The sequence below is a fragment of the Cupriavidus pauculus genome, from assembly GCF_003854935.1.
Lineage (GTDB): Bacteria > Pseudomonadota > Gammaproteobacteria > Burkholderiales > Burkholderiaceae > Cupriavidus > Cupriavidus pauculus_C.
Genome location: NZ_CP033970.1, coordinates 368,311 through 394,393 on the forward strand (window position 1 = coordinate 368,311; position 26,083 = coordinate 394,393).

Genomic DNA, 26,083 nt, shown 5'->3' on the forward strand with positions numbered 1-26,083 from the left:
GCAGGAGGCAGCCATGAACGTACTGATCGTCTACGCCCATCCCGAACCGACGTCGCTGAACGGGTCGCTCCGTGCTTTCGCCGTGCAGCGGCTGCAGGACGCCGGCCACCGCGTGCAGGTGTCCGACCTCTACGCGATGCAATGGAAGGCGCCGCTCGATGCCGGCGACGCGCTGGCCCGGCGGCCCGGCGACGCGCCGTTCCACCCCTCGCTCGACTCGCAGTTCGCGTTCGCCAACGGGCTGCAGAGCCCCGACATCGCGGCCGAGCAGGAAAAACTGCGCTGGGCCGATGCCGTGATCCTGCAGTTTCCGCTCTGGTGGTTCTCGATGCCGGCCATCCTCAAGGGCTGGGTCGAGCGCGTCTATGCGTGCGGCTTTGCCTACGGCGTGGGCGAGCATTCGGACGCGCGCTGGGGCGACCGGTATGGCGAGGGCAACCTGGCAGGCAAGCGGGCGATGCTGGTGGTGACAACCGGCGGCTGGGCATCGCACTACAGCGCGCGCGGCATCAACGGGCCGATGGCCGACATCCTCTTCCCGATCCATCACGGCATCCTGTACTACCCCGGCTTCGACGTGGTGCCGCCGTTCGTGGTCTTTCGCGCCGGCAAGATGGGTGCGGCGCGCTTCGCGGCCACCACCGAGGCGCTGGGCCAGCGGCTGGACGACCTGTTCACGGCCGCGCCGCTACCCTTCCGTCCACAGAACGGCGGCGCCTACGAGATTCCGGCGCTGACGCTGCGGGCCGACATCGCGCCGGAGCAGACCGGCTACGCGGCGCACCTGGCATCGGCCGCGCCAGGCGCCTAGCGGTCGCGCGTCACGCTGACACCGGCATCGACGGTGCCGTAGGCGGTAACGCTGGACTGCCGCTCGCCGGTCTCGGAGACCGTGGTACAGCCCTGCGCCAGTGCCGCAAGAAGAAGGATGCCAAAGGTGCTGCAAAGGACGCGCATGAGGTGGGCCCGGATCGTGGTGAATCCGGCTTCGACGGCCAGGGCGGCCGGTAAGTTTCCCGCGCCCCGCCGCCGAGGCGGCGCGGCCAGGGCGCCTGTGGCGTGCGCGCCTCGCGGGCGGCCTGTGTCCCGGCCGCCGCGGCGTGCCGGCGGATGGGCGGCGCTACAATGCCGGCTCCCTGGATCCGGAGCCCCCGCCATGCTGGCAGACCACGACGCGCTGCGCCTGCTCGTGACCCGCGAGATGCCGTTCGGCAAGCACAAGGGCACGGTCATCGCCGACCTGCCCGGCAACTACCTGAACTGGTTTGCACGCGAGGGCTTTCCGCCCGGCGAAATCGGCCGGTTGCTGGCGCTGATGCACGAACTTGACCACAACGGCCTGAAGCACCTGCTGAATCCCCTGCGTGAAAAAGCCCCCGGCCGCTGAGCGGTCCGGGGGCTTGCCTGTGCGGCGTTTGCGGCGTGCGCGGCGGCGCGGCGTTACTTCGCCGCCTGCGTCGGCGTGGGCAGGTGCGCGGTGCCCGGCGGGATCTGGTAGCTCCAGGTCTCGCTGACCGGCTTGCCGTTGACCACCAGCGCCTCGCGCATTTCCACCACCTTGCCCGGGTCCTTGACCTTGATGCGCAGCGTCACGCGATAGCCCTTGGTCACCGGGTTCGGCTGCAGCACGTTCTCGATGACCTCGGCGTTGTCGCCCACGCTGAACTGGGCCTGCACCGGCGTATTGGCCGGCAGGCTGGCCAGCGGGCCGCCCTCGAAGTCGATCACGAAGCCCAGGCTGCCGTCCAGATGGCGGATCAGGTTCTTCTGCGTGATCTCGCCGGCCGTGCGCAGCGTCTGGCGCGCCCAGGCCAGGTCCTTGGCGAACACGCCACGCTCGTCCATGGTCCAGTGGATCGTGTAGTCGGCCTTGATCGGCGTGCCCTTGGGCGGCAACTGGTCGGGCGTCCAGAACGACACGATGTTGTCGTTGGTCTCGTCCGGCGTGGGGATTTCCACCAGTTCCACCTTGCCACGGCCCCAGTCGCCCTGCGGCTCGATCCAGGCGCTGGGGCGCAGGTCGTAGCGGTCCTTCAGGTCCTCATACTGCGCGAAGTCGCGGCCGCGCTGCATCAGGCCGAAGCCGCGCGGGTTGTCCACCTGGAACATGCTCAGCGCCACGTAGCGCGGGTTGTTCAGCGGGCGCCAGAGCCATTCGCCGCTGCCGGTGTGGATCGACAGCCCATTGGAATCGTGCAGCGCCGGGCGGAAGTTGTTGGCGTCGCGCATCTGCTGCGGCCCGAACAGGAACATGCTGGTCAGCGGCGCGATGCCCAGCTTCTTGACCGGCCCGCGCATGAACACGCGCGCCTGCACCTTGAGCACCGCGTCCGAATCGGGCCGCAGCTCGAACCGGTAGGCGCCCGTGGCGCTCTGCGAGTCCAGCAGCGCGTAGAACACCAGGTGCTTGTCCTGGGGCTTCGGCCGCTCGATCCAGAATTCGCGGAAGGCCGGGAATTCCTCGGGCTCGGACAGCCCGGTGTTGATCGCCAGCCCGCGCGCGGACAGGCCGTACACCTGGCCCTTGCCAATCACGCGGAAGTAGCTGGCGCCCAGCACGCTCATGACCTCGTCGAGCTTGTCGGCGCGGTTGATCGGGTACAGCACGCGAAAGCCGGCGTAGCCGAGCTTGTTGGTGGCGGCCTTGTCGAGCTTCAGGTCGCCGAAGTCGAAGCGGCTGGGCTCGTACCTGATCTCCTGCACGCGGCTGTCGACGATCTCGTTGATACGCACCGGCGTGCTGAAATGCATGCCCTGGTGGTAGAAGCCGAGCTTGAACGGCGTGCCCTGCCCCTTCCACTCGACGTTCTCCATCTTCGGCTGGATCTTGATGTAGTCGCCAAACTGCATCTGGGCGAATACGGGGGGCAGGTTGCTGGCAGGCGCCGCGTACGGCTGCTCGGACAGCTTGCGGGCGCGCGCCGTCACGTCATCGAGGGAAAAGGCGTGCGCCGGGGCGATACCGACCAGGCAGCAGGCCAGGGCCAGGCCCGGCAAGACAATTTGCATCCTGTTACGAAACGATGCGACGCGACGCGCGGCGAAGGCAGTAACCACCAGGCGATCTCCAGGTTGACAGCGGTTGGAATGGGGAAAAAGCCACAAACAAGCCATTCCCGGCACGGTAAGGCTGTAAACTTGCGGCGCAGTTCAGAAACATAACCGATTTCGCCTGACGCGCCTGTCAGACACGCGGCGACAGTCGGGCATTCGGCCCTGCCGCACCATGGCGGGGCGAACATCCCGGCGCTGCGCCCATCCGAGACAACGAACAATGCGAATGCTTTCCCTGCTGGCCGCCGCGGCCAGCCTTGCCTGCGCGCCGCTGTTTGCCGGCGCCGCGCCCGCCGCCGCCGCCACTGCCACTGCCAACACCACCGCCGCGCCCGCCCTGGCCGACAAGCAGGCGTTCGTCAACGACCTCGTCGCCCGCATGACGCTCGACGAGAAGGTGGGCCAGCTCCGGCTCATCAGCATCGGCCCCGAGATGCCGGCCGCGAAGCTGATGGAGGAAATCACGGCCGGCCGCGTGGGCGGCACGTTCAACTCGGTCACGCGCAAGGACAACCGCCCGCTGCAGGAAGCCGCCACGCGCAGCCGCCTGAAGATTCCCATCTTCTTTGCCTACGACGTGGTGCACGGCCATCGCACCATCTTCCCGATCAGCCTGGGCCTGGCATCGAGCTGGGACATGGGCGTGGTGGAGCAGGCCGCGCGCATCTCTGGCCTGGAAGCCGCGTCCGACGGGCTGGACGCCACGTTTGCGCCGATGGTCGACATCTCGCGCGACCCGCGCTGGGGCCGCACGTCCGAGGGCTTTGGCGAAGATCCGTTCCTGGTCTCGCAGTGCTCGCGGGCCAGCGTCAAGGGCTTCCAGGGCAGCTCGCCGGCCAACGCGGACAGCGTGATGGCCTTCGTCAAGCATTTCGCGCTGTACGGCGCCGTGGAAGGCGGACGCGACTACAACACCGTCGACATGAGCCCGCAGCGCATGTACAACGACTATCTGCCGCCCTACCGGGCCGGGCTGGATGCCGGCGCCGGCGGCGTGATGATCGCGCTGAACTCGGTCAACGGCCAACCGGCCACGTCGAACAAGTGGCTGCTGCGCGACCTGCTGCGCAAGGAATGGGGCTTCAAGGGCGTGACCGTGAGCGACCACGGCGCGATCGACGAACTGCTGCGCCACGGCGTGGCCAGCAACGGCCGCGAGGCCGCGCAGCGGGCCATCGAGGCCGGCGTCGACATGAGCATGGCCGACACGCGCTACCTGGAACAATTGCCCACGCTGGTCAAGTCCGGCGCGGTGCCGATGGCGCTGCTCGACGACGCCGTGCGCGAGGTGCTGGGCGCCAAGTACGACATGGGCCTGTTCCATGACCCGTTCCGCCGCATCGGCACCGCGCAGACCGACCCGGCCGACGTCAACGCCGACAGCCGCCTGCACCGCGCCGAGGCCCGCGACGCCGCGCGCAAGTCGATGGTCCTGCTGGAAAACCGCAACCGCACGCTGCCGCTGAAGAAGGCCGGCACCGTGGCCGTGATCGGCCCGCTGGCCGACGCGCAGATCGACATGATGGGAAGCTGGTCGGCGGCGGGCGTGGCCAAACAGTCGGTCACGCTGCTGCAGGGCATGCGCGACGCGCTGGCCGGCAAGGGCCAGGTCGTCTACGCGCGCGGCGCCAATATCACCGACGACCCGCGCGTGGTGGGCTACCTGAACTTCCTGAACTGGGACAACCCCGAAGTGGTGCAGGACAAGCGCCCGGCCGGCGACATGATCGAGGAAGCGGTACGCGTGGCGCGCGGCGCCGACACGATCGTGGTGGCCGTGGGCGAGACGCGCGGCATGTCGCACGAGGCGTCCAGCCGCTCCAGCCTGGGGTTGACCGGCAGCCAGCTCACGCTGCTCAAGGCGCTTAAGACCACCGGCAAGCCGCTGGTGGTGGTGCTGATGAACGGCCGCCCGCTGACGATCAACTGGGAGAAGGAAAACGCCGACGCGATCCTGGAAGCGTGGTACCCCGGCACCGAGGGCGGGCACGCCATCGCCGACCTGCTGTTCGGCGACGCCAACCCGTCCGGCAAGCTGCCGATCACGTTCCCGCGCTCGCTCGGCCAGATCCCGACGTACTACAACGCGCCGCGCATCGGCCGGCCGTTCACGCCGGGCAAGGCGCCCAACTACACGTCGCAGTACTTCGAGGAAGAATACGGGCCGCTCTACCCGTTCGGCTACGGCCTGAGCTACACGACGTTCAGCCTGTCGGACATCCGCCTGTCGGCCGGCAAGCTGGCCCGCAACGGCCGCCTGACCGCCAGCGTGACCGTGCGCAACACCGGCGACCGCGCGGGCGAGACCGTGGTGCAGCTCTACGTGCAGGACGTGATGGCGTCAACCGTGCGCCCGCTCAAGGAGCTCAAGGGCTTCCGCAAGGTCATGCTGGCGCCGGGCGAATCGCGCGTGGTCGAATTCCCGATCGACGAGGCGATGCTCAAGTTCTACGACGCCCGGCTCGACTACGTGGCCGAGCCCGGCGACTTCAACGTCCAGGTCGGGCTCGACTCCGCGACGGTGAAGGAGGCAAGGTTCACGCTGGAGTGACCCGCGCCTCAGCGATTGCCGTCGAGCAGGTCGTTCAGCACCTCGTCGAACGCCGCCTGGGCGTCTTCCAGCGCCTGGAGCGCGGCGTCGAAGGTCTGCAGCGCGATCTTCGACGGCTTGCCGCTACCCTGCGGCGGATACTGGCCTTGCAGCGCGGTGAACGCCACCTGCACCTGGCGCGTGGCGTTGACCACGCGCTCCATCGCCTGCGCCTCTTCGGCGCGTTTCTGTTCGTCGTTCATGCAACAGCCCCCCGGCGGCCTTGGTTCGATATGCGGCATATCGTACAAGAACTTGCGGCCGGCCGGCCGGGTCCAACGCCGCATTGCCGGATTTTCGGGTACGCTGGACGCGCATGACCGTCCGCGCCCATGACCTCCTTCACGCCCCCATGTCATCGTCGTTTCTGCGCAGAACGCTGGCCGCGTCGCTGCTGACCGCCGGCGGCTTCGCCTGCTACTGGACCTATCTCGCCGTCAACCAGGAGCGGCTGCTGTTCGACGCGCGCCGCCGCCCGCCCCGCGACCTGCCCGAAGGCATCGACGCCTACTCGCACCCCGTGCCGGGCGGGCTGTTCCGCGGCTACACCTACCACGCCGACCACGAGGGCGTGCGCGACCTGCTGTTCTACCTGCCCGGGCGCGGCGAGGACGTGCTGGACACGCTGCAGTTCATGAAATGGCTGCCGGCCGGCATGGGCTTCGCCACGTTCGACTACCGCGGGCTGGGCCATTCCGACGGCATGCCGTCGGAGGCCGCCGCCGTGGCCGACGCCAGCCAGTTCCTGCTGCATATCCGCCGCGCGTTTCCCGGCGTGCGGGTGCACGTGGTGGGCCGCTCGCTGGGCACCGGCGTGGCGATCCAGCTTGCCGACCTGCAGGATTTCGAGAGCCTGCAGCTCATCACCCCCTACGACTCGCTGCTGGAAATCGTGCGCAAGCGCTTTCCGCTAGTGCCGCTGCGCCAGCTCATGCGCCACCATTTCGATTCGATTTCCCACTGCAAGAAGGTGGTGCAGAGCACGAAGGTGCTGCTGGCCGAGATCGACGACGTGGTGCCGCACGAGTGCTCGGAGCGCCTGATGGCCGCCTGGCCGGGCCCGGTGGCCGTGCAGACCATCGCCGGCACCGACCACTACACGATTGTCGAGCGGCCCGAAACCTGGGTGGCGCTCTGCGAGTTTGCCCAGGGTGTGCCGCATCAGCCACCGCAGCGGGTGCCCCAGCCGCCGCCGGCCGACCTGACCGATACCGGCATGCCGTTGCCGCTTTCCGCCGCGCGGTAGAATGCGCGCCATGAAAAAAATCGTAGTCAAGGCGGCGGGCGTCACGGCGGCGCTGGCTGCCGCCGGCGTGCTGGTGGCCGGTTTCGCCGCGCTGGTCAGCCTGCGGCAACTGCCCCCGGTCGACGCGCTGCGCGACTATCGCCCCCAGGTGCCGCTGCGCATCTTCACGCGCGACGACGTGCAGATCGGCGAATTCGGCACCGAGCACCGCGAGTTCATCCCGATCGAGCAGATGCCCAAACGGATGTCCGACGCGCTGCTGGCGGCCGAGGACGACCAGTTCTACCACCACGTCGGCGTCGACGTGGCGGGGCTGGTCCGGGCCGCGCTGGCCAATATCGGCGAAGGCTACGCACAGGGCGCGTCCACGATCACGATGCAGGTGGCGCGCAACTTCTACCTGTCCCGCGAGAAGACGCTGGCGCGCAAGTGGTACGAGATTCTGCTGGCGTTCCAGATCGACCGCTCGCTGTCCAAGGACCGCATCCTGGAGCTGTACATGAACCAGGTGTACCTGGGCGAGCACGCGTACGGCTTCGGCAGCGCCGCGCAGACCTACTTCGGCAAGCCGCTGGCGCGGCTGTCGCTGGCCGAGACGGCCATGCTGGCCGGCCTGCCCAAGGCGCCCTCCACGATGAACCCGATGGTCAACCTGCCGCGCGCCAAGCGCCGGCAGGAGTACGTGCTGGGCCGCATGCTGGCGCTGGGCATGATCACGCAGGACGAGTACCGCGACGCGCGCAACGCGCAGATCGTGGTCAACCGCGACGCCAACGGCCGCTTCGACGGCCACGCCGGGTACGTGGCGGAACTGGCGCGCCAGCTCGCGCATGACCGCTTTGGCGACGACGCCTACACGCGCGGCCTGAACGTCTACACCACGGTCTCGGCAATGCACCAGACCATGGCCTACGACGCCGTGCGCGCCGGCATCGAGCGCTACGGCAAGCGCCATGGCACCGGCAAGGCCGCCACGGTGCCGATGCCGCAGGCCGCGCTGGTCTCGCTGGACGCCCGCACCGGGGCCATCGAGGCGATGGTCGGCGGCACCGACTTTGCCACCAGCCGCTTCAACCACGCCACGCAGGCGCAGCGCCAGCCGGGCTCGACGTTCAAGCCGTTCATCTACTCGGCGGCGCTGGAGCGCGGCATCTCGCCAGGCACGCTGATCAACGACGCGCCGCTCGAAAACTCGCCACGCTGGCAGCCGTCGAACGACGACGGGCGCTTTGTCGGGCCGATCACCATGCGCGAGGCGCTGGCCGAGTCGCGCAACCTGCCGGCCATCCGGACGCTGCAGGCCATCGGCATCTCGTACGCGATCGATTTCGCGGGCAAGTTCGGCTTCTCGGCTCGCAAGCTGCCGCCATACCTGCCGATGGCGCTGGGCACCGGCACCACGTCGCCGCTGCGTCTGGCCGCCGCCTATGGCGTGTTCGCCAACCAGGGCCACCGCATCGAGCCCTACCTGATCGAGAAAATCACCGACGGCGACGGCAACGTGCTGTTCTCCGCCGATACCGCCGAACCGCCGCGCGTGATTTCGGCGCGCAATGCGTTCGTCATGAACAGCCTGCTCCAGAGCGTGGTGGACGAAGGCACCGGCGCCGGTGTGCGCCGCTATCTGCGGCGCGACGACGTGGCGGGCAAGACCGGCACCACCAACGATTCGGTCGACGGCTGGTTCGCGGGCTACGCCGGACAGGTGGTCACGGTGGCCTGGATGGGCTACGACGACAACCGCAGCCTGGGCCGCCGCGAATTCGGCGCCACCACCGCGCTGCCGATCTGGGCCGCCTACATGGAAGGCCGGCTCGCCGGCGTGCCGACGACCGACTTTCCGGCGCCGCCGCAACTGGCGCGGATGAACAACGACTGGGCCTATGCCGAGAATGCCGACGGGTCGCACGGCCTGGCCTCGCTCGGCTTCCCGCCGCCGCCTGCGGTGCCGGACGTGCCTGCCACGGGCGCGATGCCCGGCACTCCATCCCTCGCCACGCCCACGCCGGCCGCGCTCGGCGCACCGGCGGCCGCCAGCGCTCCGCTCGCACCTGCTCTCTGAAGGCTGTCATGACCGCATCGGCCGCATACGCCACACCGATGATCTGGGCGGTTGCCGCGCTGGCCACCGCTGGCGTGCTGTTCCGCCCGTTCCGCCTGCCCGAGCCGTTCTGGGCCATGGCGGGCGCCGTGCTGCTGTGCGTGGCCGGCCTGCTGCCGTGGCGCGACGCGCTGCAAGCCGTGGCGCGCGGCAACGACGTCTACCTTTTCCTGGCCGGCATGATGCTGATCTCCGAGCTGGCGCGGAAGACCGGCCTGTTCGACCACGTGGCCGCGCTGGCCGTGCGCAGCGCGCGGGGGTCGGCCCGGCGGCTGTTTGTGCTGGTCTACGGCTTTGGCATCGCGGTGACCGCGTTCATGTCGAACGACGCCACCGCCGTGGTGCTCACGCCGGCCGTGCTGGCCGCCACGCGCGCGGCGCGCGTGCGGCATCCGCTGCCCTACCTCTACGCCTGCGCGTTCATCGCCAACGCGGCCAGCTTCGTGCTGCCGATCTCGAACCCGGCCAACCTCGTGCTGTTCGGCGAGCGCATGCCGCCGCTGATGAGCTGGCTGGCGCGCTTCACGCTGCCGTCGGTCGTCGCCATCGTCATGACGTTCCTGGCGCTGTACTGGACGCAGCGCAAGGCGCTGGACGAGCCGATTGCCCAGGACGTCGAGACCCCGCCGCTGTCCGTTCAGGCGTGGCTGACGGCCGCCGGCATCGTGCTGACCGGCGTGGCGCTGCTGACCGCGTCGCTGCTGGGCCGCGATCTGGGCTGGCCCACGTTCCTGAGCGGCGCGGCGACGCTGCTGGCCGTCTGCGCCACGCAGCCCCGGCTGCTGCGCCCGGCGCTGGCCGAGGTGTCGTGGGGCGTGCTGCCGATGGTCGCCGGCCTGTTCGTGCTGGTGGCCGGCCTGGCGCAGACCGGCTTGACCGATCAACTCGCGCACTGGGTGCGCGAACTGTCGGCCCGGCACGGCTCCGACGCCGTGCTGGGCGCCGGCGTGGCGGGCGCGCTGGTGGGTGTGGTCAGCAACATCGTCAACAACCTGCCGGCCGGGCTGTTCGCGGCGTCGGCGCTGGCCGCCGGCCATGCGTCGGACACGGTGACGGCGGCGGTGCTGATCGGCGTGGACCTTGGCCCGAACCTGTCGGTCACGGGGTCGCTGGCCACGCTGCTGTGGCTGACCGCGCTGCGCCGCGAGGGCCATGCCATTGGCGCCGGCACGTTCCTGAAGACCGGCGCCATCGTGATGCCGCTGGCGCTGCTGCCCGCGCTGGCCGTGCTGCGCTGAGCCCCGGCGTACCGTTTTCGCTTATAGTGAAGCACCGCGCACCGAGCGCCCTATCCGCCTGACCATCGGCGCCGCACATGTCACACAAGGAACACCCCGACGGGGCCAGGCCCGCCACCCCGACGCCCGTATCGGACCGCATCCGCGCCCGCATCGCCGCCTCCGGCGAACGCTTCCACGCCAACGACAACATCGCCCGCCATATCGAGCACGGCGAACTGGACGCCCTGCAGGCCGAGGTGGAGGCCCGCATGGAGGAAGTGCTGCGCACGCTGGTGATCGATGTCGACCAGGACCACAACACGCGTGAGACCGCGCGCCGCGTGGCCAAGATGTACCTCAAGGAGATCTTTGCGGGCCGCTATGCCAAGGCGCCGCAGGTCACCGAGTTTCCAAACGTCGAGCAGCTCAACGAGCTGATGATCGTCGGCCCCATCCGCGTGCGCAGCGCGTGCTCGCACCACCTGTGCCCGATCATCGGCAGCCTCTGGGTGGGCGTGATGCCGAACCGGCATTCGAACCTGATCGGCCTGTCCAAGTACGCGCGGCTGGCCGAGTGGGTGATGTGCCGCCCGCAGATCCAGGAGGAGGCCGTGGCCCAGGTGGCGGACCTGCTCCAGGAAAAGATGAACCCGGACGGGCTGGCCATCGTGATGGAGGCCGAGCACTTCTGCATGCACTGGCGCGGCGTGCGCGACACCGACGCCAAGATGACCAACAGCGTGATGCGCGGCTCGTTCCTGAAGGACGACAAGCTGCGCCGGGAATTCCTGACGCTGCTGAACCTGAACCGGCGCTGACCCGCCCGGAACCGCAAGAGGCCGACCGATGCTAGTTCGCCTGCTCTACGCCAGCCGCGCCAGGGAGCCCCTGAGCGCCGACGTGCTGGATGCCATCCTCGAAACCAGCCTGGCCAACAACCCGCGCCACGGCGTGACCGGCGTGCTGTGCCACAGCAACAGCATCTTCCTGCAGGCGCTGGAGGGCAGCCGCGAGGCGGTGTCGCGGCTCTACCTGAACATCGGCCAGGACGCCCGCCACCATGACGTGGTGCTGCTGCACTACGAGGAGATCGCCGAGCGTGCGTTCTCCGGGTGGTCGATGGGCCGCGTCAACGCCGGCAAGATCAACGCGGCCACGCTGCTCAAGTATTCGGCGCAGGGCGAGCTCGACCCGTACCGGATGCCCGGCGCGGCGTCGCTGGCGCTGTTGCAGGAATTGATCGCGGGCGCGTCGATCGTGGGCCGCAGCCACGAGCGCGGGCGGGGCTGACCCCGCCGCTTGCCGCGCGGCGCCCAGCGCGCCCTACTGAGAGAGCTGGCCGAACAGGCCGCATTCCAGGTCGCTTTCGAATTCCTCGATCCACGACGTGCCTGGGCCGGCGTCGTAGACGCTCTCCGCCCCGGTGCGCTGTCGGCGCACCGTCACCTGGCGGGCGGCGCTGCCATTGGCATCGGAAATCTCGAATTCCTGCATCGCCATCCCCACCTGCCTGAACACGGCCTCGACGTCCTGCTGTTCCTCGGGGGGAAACTCCTCGAATCGACGCATCGTCATGGCACACCTCCGCTCCGGGTCCCGCCGGCCCCAGCATGCCACTTTTCGCGCGTGGCCGTGACGCACTGCGAAAGACCCTGCGGCCACCGGATGTATTGATCCGTCGGCGCCACTTCGGCTGGGGCTTTTCCACCTAACCGTTTCCTTAAATTCCGCCGTCGGGTGGCTCCGGGCCGGCCGGAAATCTGTCGTGTTCGTGACCCATGGTGGACGGCGGCCGCACGCTTTGCGGTGAATTTAAACAAATGCCGATAGACCCGATTTGCCTCCACTCGTAGTGTCGACATTCCCTATCTCCATCCTCACGGGCACGACAAATGCGGAAGAAGACCACTCACGAAATTGAAGGCGAGCAACGGCGTCAGAGCCTCTTCCATACGGCGCAGGCGCAGGCGGATGCCCTGCATGGGATGTACCGGGACACGCTCACAGTCTTCATGACCACGCCGGCCGCCGTGCCGGTGCCGCGCGCGGCGCGCGCGATGTTCTGGCTGGGCCGGTTGCGGCAGTGGCGCGCGATCGAACTGAACCGGACGGAGACCTGTCCGGCGCCGAACTGGCTGTCGCTGCAGCTTGGCGTCGTGGAGTCGCTGGCCGGCACCCATGCCCTGGCGCTGCACAAGGAACAATGGAGCGGCCCGACCCGCCGGCAGACCTACGAGCGCGACATGTCGCTGCAACTGGCGATGCTGCTCGCGCTGGACTGGCAGGACCTTGCGGCGTTCGCGCTGAAGTCCTGGTTCGGCGTCGATGCCGAGGGCGCCGCGCCCCACCCGCTCGGCGGCATGACCGGGATGATCGTCGGCGTGGCCGGCCAGGCGCTCGACGTGACGGTGCCCCAGACCGTGTTCCACAAGTGCGATGCGCTGCTGGCGCGCATCGTCGAACAATGGCAGGCCCCGGACGAGGTGTTCATGCCGCTGGCTTTCGAGCTGGCCGACCGGCATCTGATGCAGACCAGCCGCGATAGCGACGAGTCGCTTTTTGATTTCGATCATCCCGTCGAACAGACCATGCCAATCGAGCTGCTGATGCTGATGCGCCTGCGCGGGCTGGACCGCCTGCCCGACGCGCTGGCCAAGCATCCGGCCATGTCGCATCCGGCCGCGATGCTGGTGCGGCCCAGCGCGCCGGTGCGCTCGCAGCGCTGCGCCGGCTTTATCGAACGTGTCAGCCGCGTCCTGCCGCAGTACCGCGGGCTGACCGATTCGCTGGCCAAGCAGTCGCGGCATTTGCAGGAACCGATCCTGTGACGCACGCATCGGCGAAAACTAGTTGAATTGCGATTTCTCTCGCGTCGCTGAAACATCAGAATGCGACAGATCCGATGCACGGCTCGATTTGCTGCCAATACGCTATCGTTCCGTCACGGGGTTTTACTCGTAGATTTACGCTGTTTCAACGATATCCACGATAGCTTCTCCGGCTCCATCGAATACTGCGCGCTCAATCGTTCGCATCGCGTGATCGTGCGCGTCTTCGAGATGGAGTTATTCCTATGCTTGCGAAAGCACGAACTCAGGTTGCGCGCCGGCGGGTGCGCCACCTTGTCTGCGAAAAGGACACCGAGGCATGCCTGCAAAAACCATCCGGGTCGCACTGGCGGACGACCATCCGCTCGTCGTCACAGCCCTGCGCGACTGCCTTCAGCGCACACCGGGCTTCCAGGTCAAATGCGAATGCACGAACGGCAGCGAACTGATTGGCGCGCTGGCCCAGAATCCGGTGGATGTCGCGGTCACCGATTTCAGCATGGGGCACGGCGATGCCTCGCTTGACGGCTTCAACCTGCTGCGCCGGCTGACGCGGCTCTACCCCGATACGCGCATCGTGATCGTCAGCGCGCAGAACAACCCCGGCGTCATCGTGCGCGCCATGAAGCTCGGCGCCCGCGCCTTCGTCAGCAAGGAAGACGACCTCGACGAGATCGTCCGCGCCTGCATCCACGTGACGGTCAGCCACGGCAACTTCTACTCTCCCTCCATCCGGGCCGTGCTGGACGGCGTGGCCTCCGCCGCCCCCAATACCGAACTGACGCTGCGCGAACTGGAGGTGGTGCGCCTGTACGCGCAAGGCTTCCAGCTCAGCGAGATTGCCAACAAGCTGGGCCGGTCGGTCAGCACGATCTCCAGCCAGAAGACCGTGGCAATGCGCAAGCTCAACGTGCAGACCAATACGGACCTGATCCGCTACGCCTACGAGAATGGACTGATCTGACGCGCCATGCAGCAGATTCTCGACCGCACGCAGGAATCCCTTGCGCAAGCCTTTGCCTCCCTCGCCCGCAACGCCCGCCGCCAGCAGCACCTCTACTACGCCACGGTCGGCCTGCTGATCGCCATCGTCATCGTGTCCGGCCTGCTGCTGGCCGGGCTGGCAGCGGCGCGGCACCTCGACGTCCGGCGCGGGCAGATCGCGCAGTACGTCAGCACGATTTCGTTGCAGTTACAGAGCCAGGCATCGTTCCTGCGCCGCACGGCGCTGACGATCGACTACTACCTGGGCGCCAGCATCGACGCGCCGCCGGACGCGGCCCTGCTGGCGCAGGTGCGGCAGTCGGGCTCGGCACGGTCGGCCGATGGCCGATACGTGCTGCTGGTGCCCGAGGCCACGCGCCGCGAATGGGGCGACGCGCTGCCGCGCAAGGTCTGGCAGCTCCAGCAGATCGCCACGGCCACGCTGACGACGCAAATGGCGTTCCAGCTCGACCAGCGCGCCTATGTCGTCGATCCCGGCGGGGCGTACGCGATCCTGCTGTCGCCGTCCGGCTTTCCGGCAGCGCAACAGCCGCAGGCCGGCGAGGTAGCCGCCTTGCGCGACAGCCTGGTGCGGCACGCCGGCCAGTCGGGCAGCGCCGATGCCGGTCCGCGCTGGGTCGGTCCGGTCGACGATCCGACGGTACACGGGCCCGCCGTGATCGCCGTGCTGGGCGCGCGGGCCGGCGCGACCGGTGCGCTGCCGCTGGCCGCCGTCAGCCTGCCCGCCGCGTCGTTCCTGGCGAGCCTGGAACGGCCGGACATGCCTGCCGTCCTGTGGCTGCGGAACCGCGACAACGCCATCATCGACGTCTCGCCGACCGTGAAGCCCGCCGTGGCGGCGCGTGTGCTGCAACATGCGGGCGACTCGACATCGGACGCGCCCGCGCTGACCCGCGACGGCCTGCTGCTCGTGCAGCCGCTCAAGCCGGACTTCGGCTCCCTCGTCTATTTCCTGCCCTATGGCACGCTGTTCGGATCGATTGCCACGGAACTGGCCGTGATCCTCGGCGCGGGGCTGCTGCTGATCGCCGGCATCGTGCTGACGGCGCGCTACTGGGACATCCACCTGCTGCGGCGCAGCCACGCCGAAGCCGCGCGGGCGCTGGAAAGCGAGACGATCAGCCATATCCTGGTCAGTGCCACGCCGGTGGGCCTGTGCATCGTGCGGCAGCAGGACGAATCGATCCTGACGTCGAACGCGGTGGCCGATCAGTTGCTGGGCCACGGCCAGGGCGCGCGCATGCCGGCCCACATCATGGATGCGCTGCGGCGCCGCGCGCCGGCGGACAGGCAGCCGGCGGCGTCGATCACGCAGGTGACCGTGCCCGCTGCGTTCGCGCCGGCCGAATCGGCCACCCAGTTCCTGCAGGTGACCTGCGCCCCGGCCACGTACCGGGACGAGGCGGTGCTGTTCTGCGCCGTCCAGGACATCACCGCGCAGCACCAGCTCGAATCGCAGCTACGCACGGCGCGTGAGACGGCCGAGTCGATGATGCGGGCGCGGTCGAACTTCTTTGCGTCGATGAGCCACGAGATCCGCACGCCGCTGAACGCGCTGCTGGGCAATATCGAACTGCTGACGCGCGCCGACGGCCTGGCACCCCACGCGGCGCGGCTGCGGGCGCTGCAGGTGGCCTCAGAAGGGCTGCAGCGCATCGTCAATGACATCCTCGATTTCTCGAAGATCGATGCCGGCGAGATGAAGCTGGTCAACGAGCCGTTCCGGCCCATCGCCGACCTGGAAAGCCTGGCGATGTCGTACGCGCCGATGGTGCAGGACAAGCCGGTGCGCTTCTACGTGCATCTGTCGCCGTCGCTGGACACGATGGTGGTGGGAGACCGCACGCGCATCGCGCAGATCGTCAACAACCTGCTCAGCAACGCGTTCAAGTTCACGTCGTGCGGCAAGATCACGCTGAGCGCGGAGATGACCACGGACACGCAGGAGCGCAGCGTGCTGGTCTGCCGCGTGCGCGATTCCGGCATCGGCATGCCGCCGGCGCTGGTGGCGCGCATCTTCCACCCGTTCGTGCAGGGCGAGGCCAGTACGTCGGCGCGCTATGGCGGCACGGGCCTGGGCCTGTCGATCTGCGCGCGGCTAACGGAGCTGATGAACGGGCATATCACCGTGGAGAGCGTGGAAGGCGTGGGTACCGCGTTCACGATGGCCGTGCCGCTGGGGGCCGCCGCCGCGGCGCTGCCGGCGCCCGAGCCGGTGGCGCGGGGCACGCGCGCGATGGTGCTGTGCCAGGAAACCGAATCTGGGACCGTGCTGCAGGCCTGGCTGGAGCGCGCGGGCTGGCGGGTCGATACGTTCCACCGGTTCGACACCGCGCAGGCATGGCTGCGCGCCAACCGGCCCCACATCCTCGTGGTCACGGGCGAGTACGGGCGCGACACGCTCGACACACTGCGTCGGCAGCATCCGGCCAACGTGGTCTGGGTGACGCGCGACGGCCCGGAACAACCCGCGGCGCGCGGCGATGGCGTCTACGAGGTGTCGACGTTCAGCCATGACGCGATCCTGGCCGGCACCCTCGCGGCGCTGAACGACGAGGCGGCACCGGCCCTGACGGCGGCGGACGCGGCGCCGGTGGCGCCCGCCCGCGATCCCGCCCTGCCCCGCCGCAGCATCCTGGTGGCCGAGGACAACGTGCTGAACCAGATGCTGGTGGCGGAACAGCTCGACACGCTGGGCTGGGACCCGGTGGTCGTCGGCGATGGCCGGCAGGCGCTGTCGACGCTGGAGCACGCCCGGTTCGACGCCGTGCTGACCGACATCCACATGCCGGTGATGGATGGCTATGCGCTGCTGGGCGCGATACGGGCCGCGCATCCGTCGCTGCCGGTGCTGGCGTTCAGCGCCGTGACGACCAGCGATCAGGCCGAGGACTGGCGCGCTCGCGGGTTCGCCGGGCATGTCGCCAAACCCGCGTCGCTCAAGGCGCTGGAACAGGCGCTGCAGGCCATCCCGGCCCCGGTGGAATCCCCCGACCTTGCCGACTACGCCGACCCGGCCGACGATGACCCGCCGATCCCGCCCGCCGAACTGGCCCGCTACCGGGGCATCCTGCGCCAGCATCTGCTGGCCGACGAGCCGGAGCTGGCCGACATCCTGCTGCGGCACGATCCGGTGGCGCTGCAGCATTGGGCGCACCGCTCGGCGGGCGCGTTCCTGATCGTCGCGGAGCACGACACCGTGGCGCTGTGCCGGGCCGTGGAGGCGCTGTGCGAGCAGGAGCAGGGCTGGTCGGAAGCCATCGCGGAGGCCGGCGGCGCGCTGCATGCGGCCGTGCTGGCGTTCCAGCAGGACGGCGCCGGCGATCCGGCCGGTGGCGGGGTGCCGGCGGCCACGGCGCCGTAGCGCGGATGCGCCACGCATTTGCACAGGGCGGCGCGCCGGACGATAATGGCGCGTCCGATCCTGACAGAATTGTCATCTTCCGCGGGGTCCGGGCTTTCCAAGAACAGCGCAAGCCGCCCGACCCGCCTCCATGCAGTCCCATCAAGGTCTTCCGCGCCCCCAGCGTACCTGGGCCATCCTGACAGTGTTTTGCGGCCTGATCATGGCCGTGCTGGACGGATCGATCGCCAACATCGCCCTGCCGTCCATCTCCCGGGAACTCCAAAGCGACCCGGCGCGGACGATCTGGGTCGTCAACGCCTATCAACTGACCGTCACGGTCTGCCTGCTGCCGCTGTCCTCGCTTGGCGACATCCTCGGCTACAAGCGCGTGTATCGCGTGGGGCTGGCCACGTTCCTGGTTGGGTCGCTGCTCTGCGCGATCTCGGTCAACCTGCCGATGCTGGTGGCGGCGCGGGTGATCCAGGGCATCGGCGGGGCCGGCATCATGAGCGTCAACACCGCGCTGGTACGGGTCATCTACCCGCCAACGCGCCTGGGGCGCGGCATCGGCCTGAACGCACTGGTGGTGGGGGTGACGATTGCCGTGGGGCCGTCGCTGGGCGCGCTGATCCTGGGCATTGCCAGCTGGCCGTGGCTGTTTGCGGTGAACGTGCCCGTGGCGCTGTTCGCGCTGACGCTGGCGCGCCGGGCGCTGCCCGAGACGCCGCCGCAGCCGCGCGCATTCGACTATCCGAGCGCGGTGCTGTCCGCAGTGGTCATCGGCATGTTCATCCTGGGCGTCGACGCGCTGGGCCACGCGCCGCTGCGCATTGCCGGCGGCTGCGGACTGGTGCTGGCCCTGGCGCTGGGCTGGGTCCTGGTGCGCCGCCAGCAGGGCCAGGCCGCCCCGCTGGTGCCGGTGGACCTGTTCGCCAGCCGCGCATTCACGCTGGCCGTTGCCACGTCGTTCTGCTCGTTCATGACCCAGATGCTGGCGTTCGTGGCGTTGCCGTTCTATCTCGAATACCAGCTGGGGCGCAGCCTGCAGGAGACCGGCCTGCTGATCACGCCGTGGCCGCTGATGGTGGCGGTGATGGCCGCGCTGTCGGGCCGGCTTTCCGACCGCTATCCGGCCAGTGTGCTGGCCGGCGGCGGGCTACTGATGCTGGGCGCCGGACTCGTGAGCCTGGCGATACTCGGGCCGGACGCGTCGAGCCTGGACATTGCCTGGCGCACCGCGCTGTGCGGCACCGGCTTCGGGTTCTTCCAGTCGCCCAACAACCGGGCGATGATCAGCGCCACGCCCCACGAGCGCAGCGGCGGCGCCAGCGGCGCGCAGGCCACGACCCGGCTGCTGGGGCAGACCACGGGTACGGCCGTGGTGGCGCTGCTGTTCAGCCTGGACCGCGCCGGCGCGGCCCGCACGGCGCTGTACGTGGCGGCTGCCGTGGCGTCGGTCGGCGCGCTGGTCAGCCTGAGCCGGCTGCGCCAGCGATAAGTCGGCCGCGCGTCAGCGCTGGCCGTCACGGTGGGCGATGCCCATCGCCTTCTCGATCCGTTCCAGGCGTTCCAGCCACGTCGCCGCGCCGTCGTCCCGCTCCGGCAGCGCCACGCCGCCGTGCCCGCCGGCATCGCGTATCCGGTTGTGGTCGCCTTCGACCGAAATCACCGTGCAGCCCGTCAGCATCAAGGCCAGCGCGGCCAGCCCGCGCACCGTTCGCTTCAGCATGATTCGCGCCTCTCCGGGCACCCGGCCCAATGAAAAAGACCGGGCAACACGCCGTCCTGCCTGACGGCGCATTGCCCGGAACCGCTACCGGCTTACCCGCCGGCTGGGGACCTCCCGGTCAACTCAGGCCGGACCCAGGTCGAGCCACACGCGGTTGTCGCCATCGGCCAGCGTGGTCGTGTAGAGCGGGTTGCCCGGCTCCTCCGAGGCTTCTGCCCACCACTTGGCGCGATACTTGCGCAGGCCCTGGCCCAGGTAGCTGTTGGTCACCTCGGAGCCTTCGCCATAACCCTGCGGACGCCACGTGCCTTCCGTCTCCGCGCTGCCACCGGCCAGGATGCGCAGTTCCACCGTGGCGGTATCCTCGTCGCCGGTGCCTGCGAGGCCCGTGGCGGTGAGGGTCACCTCGATGATCGTGTCGCGATCGACCAGCGGTGCATTGGCGCTGACCGAGACCGAATCGGCACCGTCGAACGACAGGCCCGGCGCCGACCACGAGAACAGCAGCGGGGGCGGACCGCTCGACTCGGTGGCGGAGAGCTGAATCGGCGCGCCGCTTTCGATCTGCGTACGGCCGGTGATGACGGCCTTCACGTCGCCTTCTTCCACTTCAGCGGGCACCACGGTCAGGAAGATCGCGCTCTGGTCGGTTTCCGTACCGTCGTTCACGGTCAGCTTGACCCAGAAGTCGGTGGGCTCGGTCACCGCCGGTGCGGTGCCTTCCACCAGTTCGGCCGTGCTGCCGTCGAACGACAGGTCCGGGGCGTCCCAGCTGTAGGTCAGCGCGTTGTCGTCCGGGTCGAACGATGCTTCCGCGGACAGCGCGTACGGCGTGCCCGATTCCAGCATCACCGTGATCCGCGACGTGGGCGGTTCCTGTGTCTTCTTCTTGACCACCAGCGACTGGGTGGCCGTGGCCGTGTCGCCGTCGGCGTCGGTCACGGTCAGCGTCACCGTGTAGGTGCGCGTGGTCAGCGGCAGCGTGCCTTCCACCACCGCCGTGGTCTTGCCGTCCAGGAACGTCAGGCCCGGCGCGCTCCACTTGTAGGTGAGCGGCTCGGCGCCCCACGACCGCAGGCCGGAGAACGACACCGTGGCGCCTTCGAACGCTTCGGTCGGACCCTCGATCACGGCCACCGTGGTGTCCATGTTCTCGGTGTTGATGCCCTCGAAGTACAGCGGGTCCATGTCGATCACTTCGTTCTGGATCGGGGCACCCAGCCCTTCGCGCGCGGCGTTTAGCAGCACGCCGTTGTCCATGTCGATGGTCCACGTGAACAGGCCGCCGAGGTTGTTCTCCAGCACGTACCGGCCTTTTTCCAGCACCGAGCGCGGCGTGTCGATCGACAGGAACAGCCCGGACTCGGGGTTGTACAGGTAGTCGGCGTCAGCCTCCTTGTCCGTGTACAGGTTGAAGCCGTTGATGCCGGTGTGGTTCTCCAGGTCCAGGTAGTTGTACAGGATGTCGTAGAACTCACTCGCGCCCGATTCGTACGAGCCGGTGGTGGTGCCGGTGCCCGGGCTGTACGTGCCGACCAGCGGCGACCAGCTTTCGATCACGGCATTGCGCGCGCTGCGGCTGTACGCGGCGTAGCCCACGAAGATGTTCTTCGACGGCACGCCCACGCTCAGCAGGTACTTCACCGAGCGGTCGATGCTGAAGGCGCTGTCGGCGTAGTCGTACAGGTTGGTGTGGTGCGCCAGCGCGGGCGCCCACGGCGTGCCGAAGAAGTCGTAGGTCATCAGGTTGATGCCCTCGACGCCGGCTTCGAGCATGCCGGGGATGTCGGCGGCGATCATGGTGTCCATCGACGCGCCCGCGGCAATGCTGACGCGCACTTTCGGCAGCCGCTGCTTGATGCCGCGCACCAGCGCCTGAAAGTTCGCGGCGTCCTCGGGGCCGTGCGGGTTGCCGGCGCCCGGCATGCCCGGGTATTCCCAGTCAACGTCCACCTCGGTGAACATCGGGAAGCGATCGAAGATGTAGGCGATGCTTTCGATCAGCGTCTGGCGCCGGGTGGGGTCGGCCGCCACGGCGTGGAACCCGCCGCTCATGGTCCAGCCGCCCAGGCTGAACGACAGCTTCAGGTTCGGGTTCTTCTGCTTGAGCTTGGCCAGCCCGCCCAGGATGCCCTGTGCCCGGCTCTGGTCGAACAGCCACTTGTAGTCGTCGCTGACCCAGCCGGAGAAGCCGACGTTGCGGTACGACGCCACGTCGCCCCACGGGTCGGTGAAGGTGGCCTCGTTCAGCTTGCGGCCGAACTGGCGCGCGGCCTCGTCGATCGCGTACTGCTTCTCGCCGGGATCGCCGACGATGCCGGCAAAGCCGATGATCAGGCGGTCGTAGGCGGCGGCGTCCAGCAGCATCAGGTCCGTGCCACGGCCGGCGGCGCTGTTGGTGTAATTGCCATCCAGGCGGCCGTCGTACTGCGACCAGTCCGTGTAGTAGCCGAACACTTCCGTGCCCTGCTGCGGGGCGCCGTACTTGTTGTACACGCGCTTGGCCACGCGCGTCGACGTGTACGAGTAGTTCTGCACCTCGGTCGACGGGTCGAAGTTGTTCTGACGGTAGGTGCGTTCCGTGGCGCCCGCCGTGCCGGAGATGGCGGGATCGCCCGGATCCTCCGCGTAGACGAGCTTGCTGTTCGTACGGCCGGCGCCCAGGTTGGCGCGCACGTTGCTGAAGCGGCGGCGCGGTGTGCGCGGCGGTTCCGGATCCGACGGGTCGCCGCTGCGGTACGTCCGGCCAAGCAGCCCGGCGCGTCCCTGCGTCGCCTGGCCTGCGGGTTGGTCCTTGCTGTCACACGTTTTCTTTGTCATGACATCTGTCCTTGCAGAATGGTTTGAATGCCGCCGGCGCCCTGGGAGCCCCTCTCATCCGGACTGCGGCACCGGCGGCCAGACGCATCTTTCTCCCGTGCCGCCTGCAATGACATGGATTCAACGTGGAATATCGGCGGTCATAACCATTCCATCCGAATAGCCGGCCGCATTTGGCGCGGCATTTGGCATTTCACCCCGCCGCCAATGCCCGGCGATTAATCGATATGGATCGGCACTGATCCACCACGCCAAATGGATGACGTGGATTCCGGGAAATCCATCGGATTGAACAGTCTCGTCGATATCCGAAACGCATACCCGTATGGGTTATGATGCAGGCGGAATGCCGCGCCAGCCGTCTTTAATCCTGTCACGTCCTGATGTAGTGACAACCGGTCAGCGTTGACAGCCATTCCTTATTCGCGCGAAGAAGACGGGCATTCGATGCTCGCCATTGTTTCCATATTTGGCGATATACGGCATAGAGCGGCGTTGAGCTGTCACCCGTGCGGGTCAGATACCGAGAGAAATATCTTCCATGGGAGCTATTTCTGCGGGTCGATACGCTTGTCGTCCATCGCAGACGACAGGGGTAATCCAAATGATCCGGAATGGCGATTCTGTATTTTTCGATTGGGACACCGACCGAGTTTTGCGCGGCGGCGTGGTGGCGAAAATAACCGGCCAGCAAAAGAAACTGCTGCGCCTGCTGGTGGAAGGAAAAGCACCGGTCAAATCCCGCGATTCCCTGCTCAAGGGCGTTTGGGGAAAACGCGCGGCGCTGGTCGACGAGCTATACCTGGTGCAATTGGTCTACCGTCTGCGCAAGGCCCTGAGCCCGGTCAGCCTGGACGCCCACATCGTCACCGTGCCGCGCCAGGGGTACCGGTTCATCCCCGTGCCCTACACGACCACCGTGCCGCCCGCCGAGGCGGCCCAGCCCGTCCAGCCGGCCCAGCCGATGGAATCGGGCATCGAGCAGGCGCGCGGGCTGGCCCATGTGCTGGCACGGCTGGGGGTGCCGATCTCCACGTCGTCGGCGCCCGTGTCGTTCGCCGATATCGACGACGCGCTGCACATCGACGAGTCGCAGGGCATCGTGTCGTGCAACGGGGTCATCGCCAAGCTCACGCGCTTCGAGTTACGGCTGCTGATCGTGCTGAAGGACCATGGCGAGACCGTGATGTCGCGCCAGCAGATCATCGCGGCGGTCTGGGGCCCGCAGGCCATGGTCGACGAGAACTGCCTGACGCAGCTGGTGTCGCGGCTGCGGCGCGCGCTGCATCCGCTGGGCCTGGACAGCTGCGTCTCGGCGGTGCCCAAGGTGGGCTACCGCTTTCGTTCCCAGACTGGCGCGGCGGCGCGCGCCTTCTGAACGCTAGCCGCCGCCCGCCCAGCCGGCTATTCCGCCTTGGCGCCCGAGTCCTTGACCACCTTGGCCCACTTGGCGATCTCGCTGCGCTGGTACTCGGCCAGCTTCTCGGGCGGGCCGAGCACCGGGTCCAGCCCCAGCGTCTTGAGCTTGGCCTGCACGTCCGGCAACGTGAAGATCCGGTTCAGCTCGGCGTTGAGCCGGGCCACCACGTCCTTGGGCGTGTGGGCCGGCGCGAACACCGCGAACCACGACGTGGCGTCGTAGCCCGGCAGGCCCTGTTCGGCGATGGTGGGGATGTCGGGCGCCGATGCCGACCGCTGGGCGCTGGTCACGCCCAGCGCGCGCAGCTTGCCCTCCTTCACCACGGGCAGCGCCGAGGGCAGGTTGTCGAACATCATCGTGATATGGCCGCCGAGCAGGTCCGGAATGGCCATCGCCCGGCCCTTGTACGGCACGTGCACGATCTTCGTGCCGGCCATCGTGTTGAACAGCTCGCCCGCCACGTGCAGCGACGTGCCGACGCCCGGCGTGCCGAACGTCAACTGCCCCGGCTTGGACTTGGCCAGCGCGATCAGTTCCTGCACGTTCCTGGCCTGCACCGACGGATGCACGACCAGCACGTTGGGCGTGGACGCCAGCAGGATCACGGGCACGAAGTCCTTGACCATGTCGTAGGGCATCTTGCTGTAGAGCGCCCCGTTGATCGAATGCGTGCCGACCGTGCCCAGCGCCAGCGTGTAGCCGTCGGGCGGGGCCTTGGCGACGATCTCGCCGCCGATGTTGCCGCCCGCGCCGGGCTTGTTGTCCACCACCACGGGCTGGCCCAGCGACACCTTCTCGGAGAAGATGCGCGACAGGATGTCCGGCGCGCCCCCGCTGGGAAAGCCCACCACGATCCGGATCGGCTTGGACGGGTAGGCATCGGCGGCCTGCACCGCGGGCGCCGTCATCACTGCGGCCGTGGCGGCCAGTATCGCCAGCACCTGCCGGCGCCGGAACAGTCGAGCACGCATGTCTGTCTCCTGAATCGTTCTTGTCGGATTTGCTGCTACACGGCGATATTGCCGAATTCCTGGGTGACCTGCTCGTGCAGCCGGCGCATGCCGCGCAGCCAGCGGTCGTAGTCCTGGCCCTTGCGGCGATAGTATTCCAGCACCTCGGGGTGCGGCAGGATCAGGAAACTTTCGTTGGCCACGCCTTCGAGCGTCTTCTCGGCCACGTGCTCCGGCGTGACCGAACCCGCCTGCAGGAAGCCCTTGCGCTCACCGTCGTCGCCGAACAGCATCTTCGTCTGCACGCCCTGCGGGCAGATGCAGCTCACCTTGATGCCACGCTCGCCGTAGGTGATAGACAGCCACTCGGCAAAGCCGATCGCGGCGTGCTTGGTCACCGCGTACGGCGCCGAGCCGATCTGCGACAGCAGGCCCGCCGCCGACACCGTGTTGACGAAGTACCCCTCGCCGCGCGCCAGCATCTGCGGCAGCACGGCCCGCGCCGCGTGGATGTGGGCCATGACGTTGATTTCCCAGATGCGCTGCCAGTCGTCGGCGGAGGCTTCCAGCCCCTTGCGCAGGATGATGCCGGCGTTCGAGCAGAACACGTCCACCTGGCCAAAGCGCTGCGTGGCCACGTCGACCAGCCCCTGCACGGCGGCCGCATCGGCCACGTCCACGCGCTGCGAGAAGACCTGGCAGTCCGGCGCGGCTGCGGCGGCCTCGGCAGCCACCTGTGCAGCGCCCGCCGCGTCGATGTCGGCCACCGCCACGCCACGGGCGCCGGCCTGCGCAAACGCCAGCACCAGTGCGCGGCCGATGCCGGTGCCACCGCCGGTGACGATCACGGTCTTGTTGCGAATCTCCATCTCTCTCTCCTTGCAGGTTTTCGGAATCGGTCAGGCGGGCTGCCAGAGCCGCGCGGCCAGCGTATCGGCGAGTTCGCGGATGCGCGGGCCCAGGTTGCCTTCGAGCACTTCGGGCGACAGGCGCGTGGATGCGCCGCCAATGTTGAGCGCCAGCACCTCGGAGCCGTCGGCCAGCCGCACGGGCGCGGCGGCGCCGCTGACCGAGCGGTCCCATTCGGCATGGGCCACGCAGAAGCCGCGCCGCGCGTGTTCGCGCATCGCCCGTTCCAGCTTGGTCCGCACGGCCGACCAGCGCGCGCCGTGGTGGCGCTCCAGCTCGGCCATGACCGCCACGCGGCGCGGCGCCGGCAGCCCGGCCAGCCACGCGCGGCCCATCGCCGAGGTCGCCATCGGCAACCGCGACCCCGGCGTCAGCCGCATCACCAGCGCGCCACGCGGCTGGCAGACTTCCAGGTAAAGCATGTCGTGCCGGTCCGGCGCCGCCAGCGCCACGGTGCAACCGGTGGCGAACGCCAGCGACTGCATCAGCGGCTGCGCGATATGGCGGATGCCGGCACCCGACAGATACCGCTGGCCCGGCAGCATCGCGCCCTGGCCGATGCGGTACTTCTCCTGCGCCGGCACGTAGACCAGATAGCCAAGGCTGGCCAGCGTGTAGGTCAGCCGCGACACGGTCGGTCGGGGAATACCCGTACGGCGCGACAACTCGGCGTTGCCCAGAAAGTCGTCGTCGGGCCCGAACGCACGCAGCAATTCCACCCCCCGCGCCAGCGCCGTCACGAAATTGCGGTCCTCGGCATCGTTCGGACACGCGACATCCGCCGACACCAGTGCGGCATCGAGCGGCTGCGGAATCGAGGTGGTGCGTTTCATGAGCGATTGATATCAGTTTCCATGCCCGGCGA

The 26,083-nt window shown here is 68.5% G+C and carries 22 protein-coding genes; 13 read left to right on the forward strand and 9 right to left on the reverse strand.

Going from position 1 to position 26,083, the window contains the following annotated elements:
* The first annotated feature begins 13 nt into the window (after positions 1–13).
* On the forward strand, positions 14–811 hold the full coding sequence (locus EHF44_RS19820) for an NAD(P)H-dependent oxidoreductase (RefSeq protein WP_124685446.1): 798 nt from the start codon (positions 14–16) through the stop codon (positions 809–811).
* Here EHF44_RS19820 and EHF44_RS28425 read toward each other — a convergent pair.
* Entirely contained in the window at positions 808–957 is a 150-nt protein-coding gene (locus EHF44_RS28425; RefSeq protein WP_172966136.1) for a hypothetical protein, read from the reverse strand. The two genes, EHF44_RS19820 and EHF44_RS28425, sit on opposite strands and share 4 nt — an antisense overlap.
* A 199-nt stretch (positions 958–1,156) precedes the next feature.
* On the opposite strand from EHF44_RS28425, the gene EHF44_RS19825 reads away from it, so the two are divergent.
* Positions 1,157–1,387: a DUF3820 family protein gene (locus EHF44_RS19825; protein ID WP_124685447.1), complete on the forward strand. Its 231-nt coding sequence runs from the start codon at positions 1,157–1,159 to the stop codon at positions 1,385–1,387.
* 53 nt (positions 1,388–1,440) lie between these two features.
* Here EHF44_RS19825 and EHF44_RS19830 read toward each other — a convergent pair whose 3' ends face one another.
* Entirely contained in the window at positions 1,441–3,009 is a 1,569-nt protein-coding gene (locus EHF44_RS19830; protein ID WP_172966137.1) for a glucan biosynthesis protein G, read from the reverse strand.
* 271 nt (positions 3,010–3,280) lie between these two features.
* On the opposite strand from EHF44_RS19830, the gene bglX reads away from it, so the two are divergent.
* The gene (gene bglX / locus EHF44_RS19835) at positions 3,281–5,605 is read left to right on the forward strand and encodes a beta-glucosidase BglX (protein ID WP_172966194.1); all 2,325 of its coding nucleotides are present in this window, start codon (positions 3,281–3,283) and stop codon (positions 5,603–5,605) included.
* A gap of 8 nt (positions 5,606–5,613) precedes the next feature.
* Here the strand turns inward: bglX and EHF44_RS19840 are convergent, their stop codons facing one another.
* On the reverse strand, positions 5,614–5,847 hold the full coding sequence (locus tag EHF44_RS19840) for a hypothetical protein (protein ID WP_124685449.1): 234 nt from the start codon (positions 5,845–5,847) through the stop codon (positions 5,614–5,616).
* A gap of 149 nt (positions 5,848–5,996) precedes the next feature.
* On the opposite strand from EHF44_RS19840, the gene EHF44_RS19845 reads away from it, so the two are divergent.
* The 5 genes from EHF44_RS19845 (at position 5,997) to EHF44_RS19865 (ending at position 11,501) form a co-directional block, all read left to right on the forward strand.
* A complete protein-coding gene (locus tag EHF44_RS19845) occupies positions 5,997–6,890 on the forward strand; it encodes an alpha/beta hydrolase (protein ID WP_124685450.1) in 894 nt (297 codons plus the stop codon).
* 10 nt (positions 6,891–6,900) lie between these two features.
* Entirely contained in the window at positions 6,901–8,952 is a 2,052-nt protein-coding gene (locus tag EHF44_RS19850; protein ID WP_437340344.1) for a penicillin-binding protein 1A, read from the forward strand.
* A gap of 8 nt (positions 8,953–8,960) precedes the next feature.
* Complete coding sequence (locus EHF44_RS19855) at positions 8,961–10,229, forward strand: arsenic transporter (protein WP_124685452.1); 1,269 nt, start codon at positions 8,961–8,963, stop codon at positions 10,227–10,229.
* A 77-nt stretch (positions 10,230–10,306) separates the two neighbouring features.
* Positions 10,307–11,029: a GTP cyclohydrolase I gene (gene folE, locus EHF44_RS19860; protein ID WP_124685453.1), complete on the forward strand. Its 723-nt coding sequence runs from the start codon at positions 10,307–10,309 to the stop codon at positions 11,027–11,029.
* A 28-nt stretch (positions 11,030–11,057) separates the two neighbouring features.
* Positions 11,058–11,501 carry a BLUF domain-containing protein gene (locus tag EHF44_RS19865; protein WP_124685454.1) on the forward strand — a complete coding sequence of 148 codons (444 nt, stop codon included), beginning with the start codon at positions 11,058–11,060 and terminating at the stop codon, positions 11,499–11,501.
* Between the two features lie 33 nt (positions 11,502–11,534).
* Here EHF44_RS19865 and EHF44_RS19870 read toward each other — a convergent pair whose 3' ends face one another.
* Entirely contained in the window at positions 11,535–11,786 is a 252-nt protein-coding gene (locus EHF44_RS19870; protein WP_124685455.1) for a hypothetical protein, read from the reverse strand.
* Positions 11,787–12,103: 317 nt separating this feature from the next.
* Between EHF44_RS19870 and EHF44_RS19875 the strand changes: the two genes are divergently transcribed.
* The 4 genes from EHF44_RS19875 (at position 12,104) to EHF44_RS19890 (ending at position 18,888) form a co-directional block, all read left to right on the forward strand.
* Complete coding sequence (locus tag EHF44_RS19875; protein ID WP_172966138.1) at positions 12,104–13,039, forward strand: hypothetical protein; 936 nt, start codon at positions 12,104–12,106, stop codon at positions 13,037–13,039.
* Between the two features lie 319 nt (positions 13,040–13,358).
* A complete protein-coding gene (locus tag EHF44_RS19880) occupies positions 13,359–14,003 on the forward strand; it encodes a response regulator transcription factor (protein ID WP_124685456.1) in 645 nt (214 codons plus the stop codon).
* 6 nt (positions 14,004–14,009) lie between these two features.
* Positions 14,010–17,408, forward strand: coding sequence for an ATP-binding protein (locus EHF44_RS19885; RefSeq protein WP_124685457.1), 3,399 nt, complete (start codon positions 14,010–14,012; stop codon positions 17,406–17,408).
* Positions 17,409–17,538: 130 nt separating this feature from the next.
* Complete coding sequence (locus tag EHF44_RS19890) at positions 17,539–18,888, forward strand: MFS transporter (protein ID WP_124685458.1); 1,350 nt, start codon at positions 17,539–17,541, stop codon at positions 18,886–18,888.
* Between the two features lie 12 nt (positions 18,889–18,900).
* Here the strand turns inward: EHF44_RS19890 and EHF44_RS19895 are convergent, their stop codons facing one another.
* Both EHF44_RS19895 and EHF44_RS19900 read right to left on the reverse strand, forming a co-directional pair.
* Entirely contained in the window at positions 18,901–19,119 is a 219-nt protein-coding gene (locus EHF44_RS19895; protein WP_124685459.1) for a hypothetical protein, read from the reverse strand.
* A 123-nt stretch (positions 19,120–19,242) separates the two neighbouring features.
* Entirely contained in the window at positions 19,243–21,939 is a 2,697-nt protein-coding gene (locus EHF44_RS19900; protein ID WP_124685460.1) for a glycoside hydrolase family 18 protein, read from the reverse strand.
* 670 nt (positions 21,940–22,609) lie between these two features.
* On the opposite strand from EHF44_RS19900, the gene EHF44_RS19905 reads away from it, so the two are divergent.
* Positions 22,610–23,317: a winged helix-turn-helix domain-containing protein gene (locus EHF44_RS19905; protein WP_172966139.1), complete on the forward strand. Its 708-nt coding sequence runs from the start codon at positions 22,610–22,612 to the stop codon at positions 23,315–23,317.
* Positions 23,318–23,343: 26 nt separating this feature from the next.
* Here EHF44_RS19905 and EHF44_RS19910 read toward each other — a convergent pair whose 3' ends face one another.
* Genes EHF44_RS19910 through EHF44_RS19920 form a run of 3 tightly spaced genes read right to left on the reverse strand, consistent with a single transcriptional unit; the run spans position 23,344 to position 26,051 of the window.
* Positions 23,344–24,330 (reverse strand): Bug family tripartite tricarboxylate transporter substrate binding protein, encoded by a 987-nt coding sequence (locus tag EHF44_RS19910; RefSeq protein ID WP_124685462.1) that lies wholly within the window; start codon positions 24,328–24,330, stop codon positions 23,344–23,346.
* A 35-nt stretch (positions 24,331–24,365) separates the two neighbouring features.
* A complete protein-coding gene (locus EHF44_RS19915; RefSeq protein ID WP_124685463.1) occupies positions 24,366–25,178 on the reverse strand; it encodes an SDR family oxidoreductase in 813 nt (270 codons plus the stop codon).
* 30 nt (positions 25,179–25,208) lie between these two features.
* Positions 25,209–26,051 (reverse strand): IclR family transcriptional regulator, encoded by an 843-nt coding sequence (locus tag EHF44_RS19920; RefSeq protein WP_124685464.1) that lies wholly within the window; start codon positions 26,049–26,051, stop codon positions 25,209–25,211.
* Positions 26,052–26,083: the final 32 nt, after the last annotated feature.

What these genes read in the sequence shown, in the direction of transcription:
- EHF44_RS19920 (WP_124685464.1), bottom strand. Translation starts at nt 26,051, where the DNA reads ATGAAACGCACCACCTCGATTCCGCAGCCGCTCGATGCCGCACTGGTG.
- EHF44_RS19850 (WP_437340344.1), top strand. Translation starts at nt 6,901, where the DNA reads ATGAAAAAAATCGTAGTCAAGGCGGCGGGCGTCACGGCGGCGCTGGCT.
- EHF44_RS19865 (WP_124685454.1), top strand. Translation starts at nt 11,058, where the DNA reads ATGCTAGTTCGCCTGCTCTACGCCAGCCGCGCCAGGGAGCCCCTGAGC.
- EHF44_RS19825 (WP_124685447.1), top strand. Translation starts at nt 1,157, where the DNA reads ATGCTGGCAGACCACGACGCGCTGCGCCTGCTCGTGACCCGCGAGATG.
- EHF44_RS19895 (WP_124685459.1), bottom strand. Translation starts at nt 19,119, where the DNA reads ATGCTGAAGCGAACGGTGCGCGGGCTGGCCGCGCTGGCCTTGATGCTG.
- EHF44_RS28425 (WP_172966136.1), bottom strand. Translation starts at nt 957, where the DNA reads ATGCGCGTCCTTTGCAGCACCTTTGGCATCCTTCTTCTTGCGGCACTG.
- EHF44_RS19845 (WP_124685450.1), top strand. Translation starts at nt 5,997, where the DNA reads ATGTCATCGTCGTTTCTGCGCAGAACGCTGGCCGCGTCGCTGCTGACC.
- folE (WP_124685453.1), top strand. Translation starts at nt 10,307, where the DNA reads ATGTCACACAAGGAACACCCCGACGGGGCCAGGCCCGCCACCCCGACG.
- EHF44_RS19910 (WP_124685462.1), bottom strand. Translation starts at nt 24,330, where the DNA reads ATGCGTGCTCGACTGTTCCGGCGCCGGCAGGTGCTGGCGATACTGGCC.
- EHF44_RS19890 (WP_124685458.1), top strand. Translation starts at nt 17,539, where the DNA reads ATGCAGTCCCATCAAGGTCTTCCGCGCCCCCAGCGTACCTGGGCCATC.
- EHF44_RS19820 (WP_124685446.1), top strand. Translation starts at nt 14, where the DNA reads ATGAACGTACTGATCGTCTACGCCCATCCCGAACCGACGTCGCTGAAC.
- EHF44_RS19840 (WP_124685449.1), bottom strand. Translation starts at nt 5,847, where the DNA reads ATGAACGACGAACAGAAACGCGCCGAAGAGGCGCAGGCGATGGAGCGC.
- EHF44_RS19880 (WP_124685456.1), top strand. Translation starts at nt 13,359, where the DNA reads ATGCCTGCAAAAACCATCCGGGTCGCACTGGCGGACGACCATCCGCTC.
- EHF44_RS19885 (WP_124685457.1), top strand. Translation starts at nt 14,010, where the DNA reads ATGCAGCAGATTCTCGACCGCACGCAGGAATCCCTTGCGCAAGCCTTT.
- EHF44_RS19915 (WP_124685463.1), bottom strand. Translation starts at nt 25,178, where the DNA reads ATGGAGATTCGCAACAAGACCGTGATCGTCACCGGCGGTGGCACCGGC.
- EHF44_RS19870 (WP_124685455.1), bottom strand. Translation starts at nt 11,786, where the DNA reads ATGACGATGCGTCGATTCGAGGAGTTTCCCCCCGAGGAACAGCAGGAC.
- EHF44_RS19875 (WP_172966138.1), top strand. Translation starts at nt 12,104, where the DNA reads ATGCGGAAGAAGACCACTCACGAAATTGAAGGCGAGCAACGGCGTCAG.
- EHF44_RS19900 (WP_124685460.1), bottom strand. Translation starts at nt 21,939, where the DNA reads ATGACAAAGAAAACGTGTGACAGCAAGGACCAACCCGCAGGCCAGGCG.
- EHF44_RS19830 (WP_172966137.1), bottom strand. Translation starts at nt 3,009, where the DNA reads ATGCAAATTGTCTTGCCGGGCCTGGCCCTGGCCTGCTGCCTGGTCGGT.
- bglX (WP_172966194.1), top strand. Translation starts at nt 3,281, where the DNA reads ATGCTTTCCCTGCTGGCCGCCGCGGCCAGCCTTGCCTGCGCGCCGCTG.
- EHF44_RS19855 (WP_124685452.1), top strand. Translation starts at nt 8,961, where the DNA reads ATGACCGCATCGGCCGCATACGCCACACCGATGATCTGGGCGGTTGCC.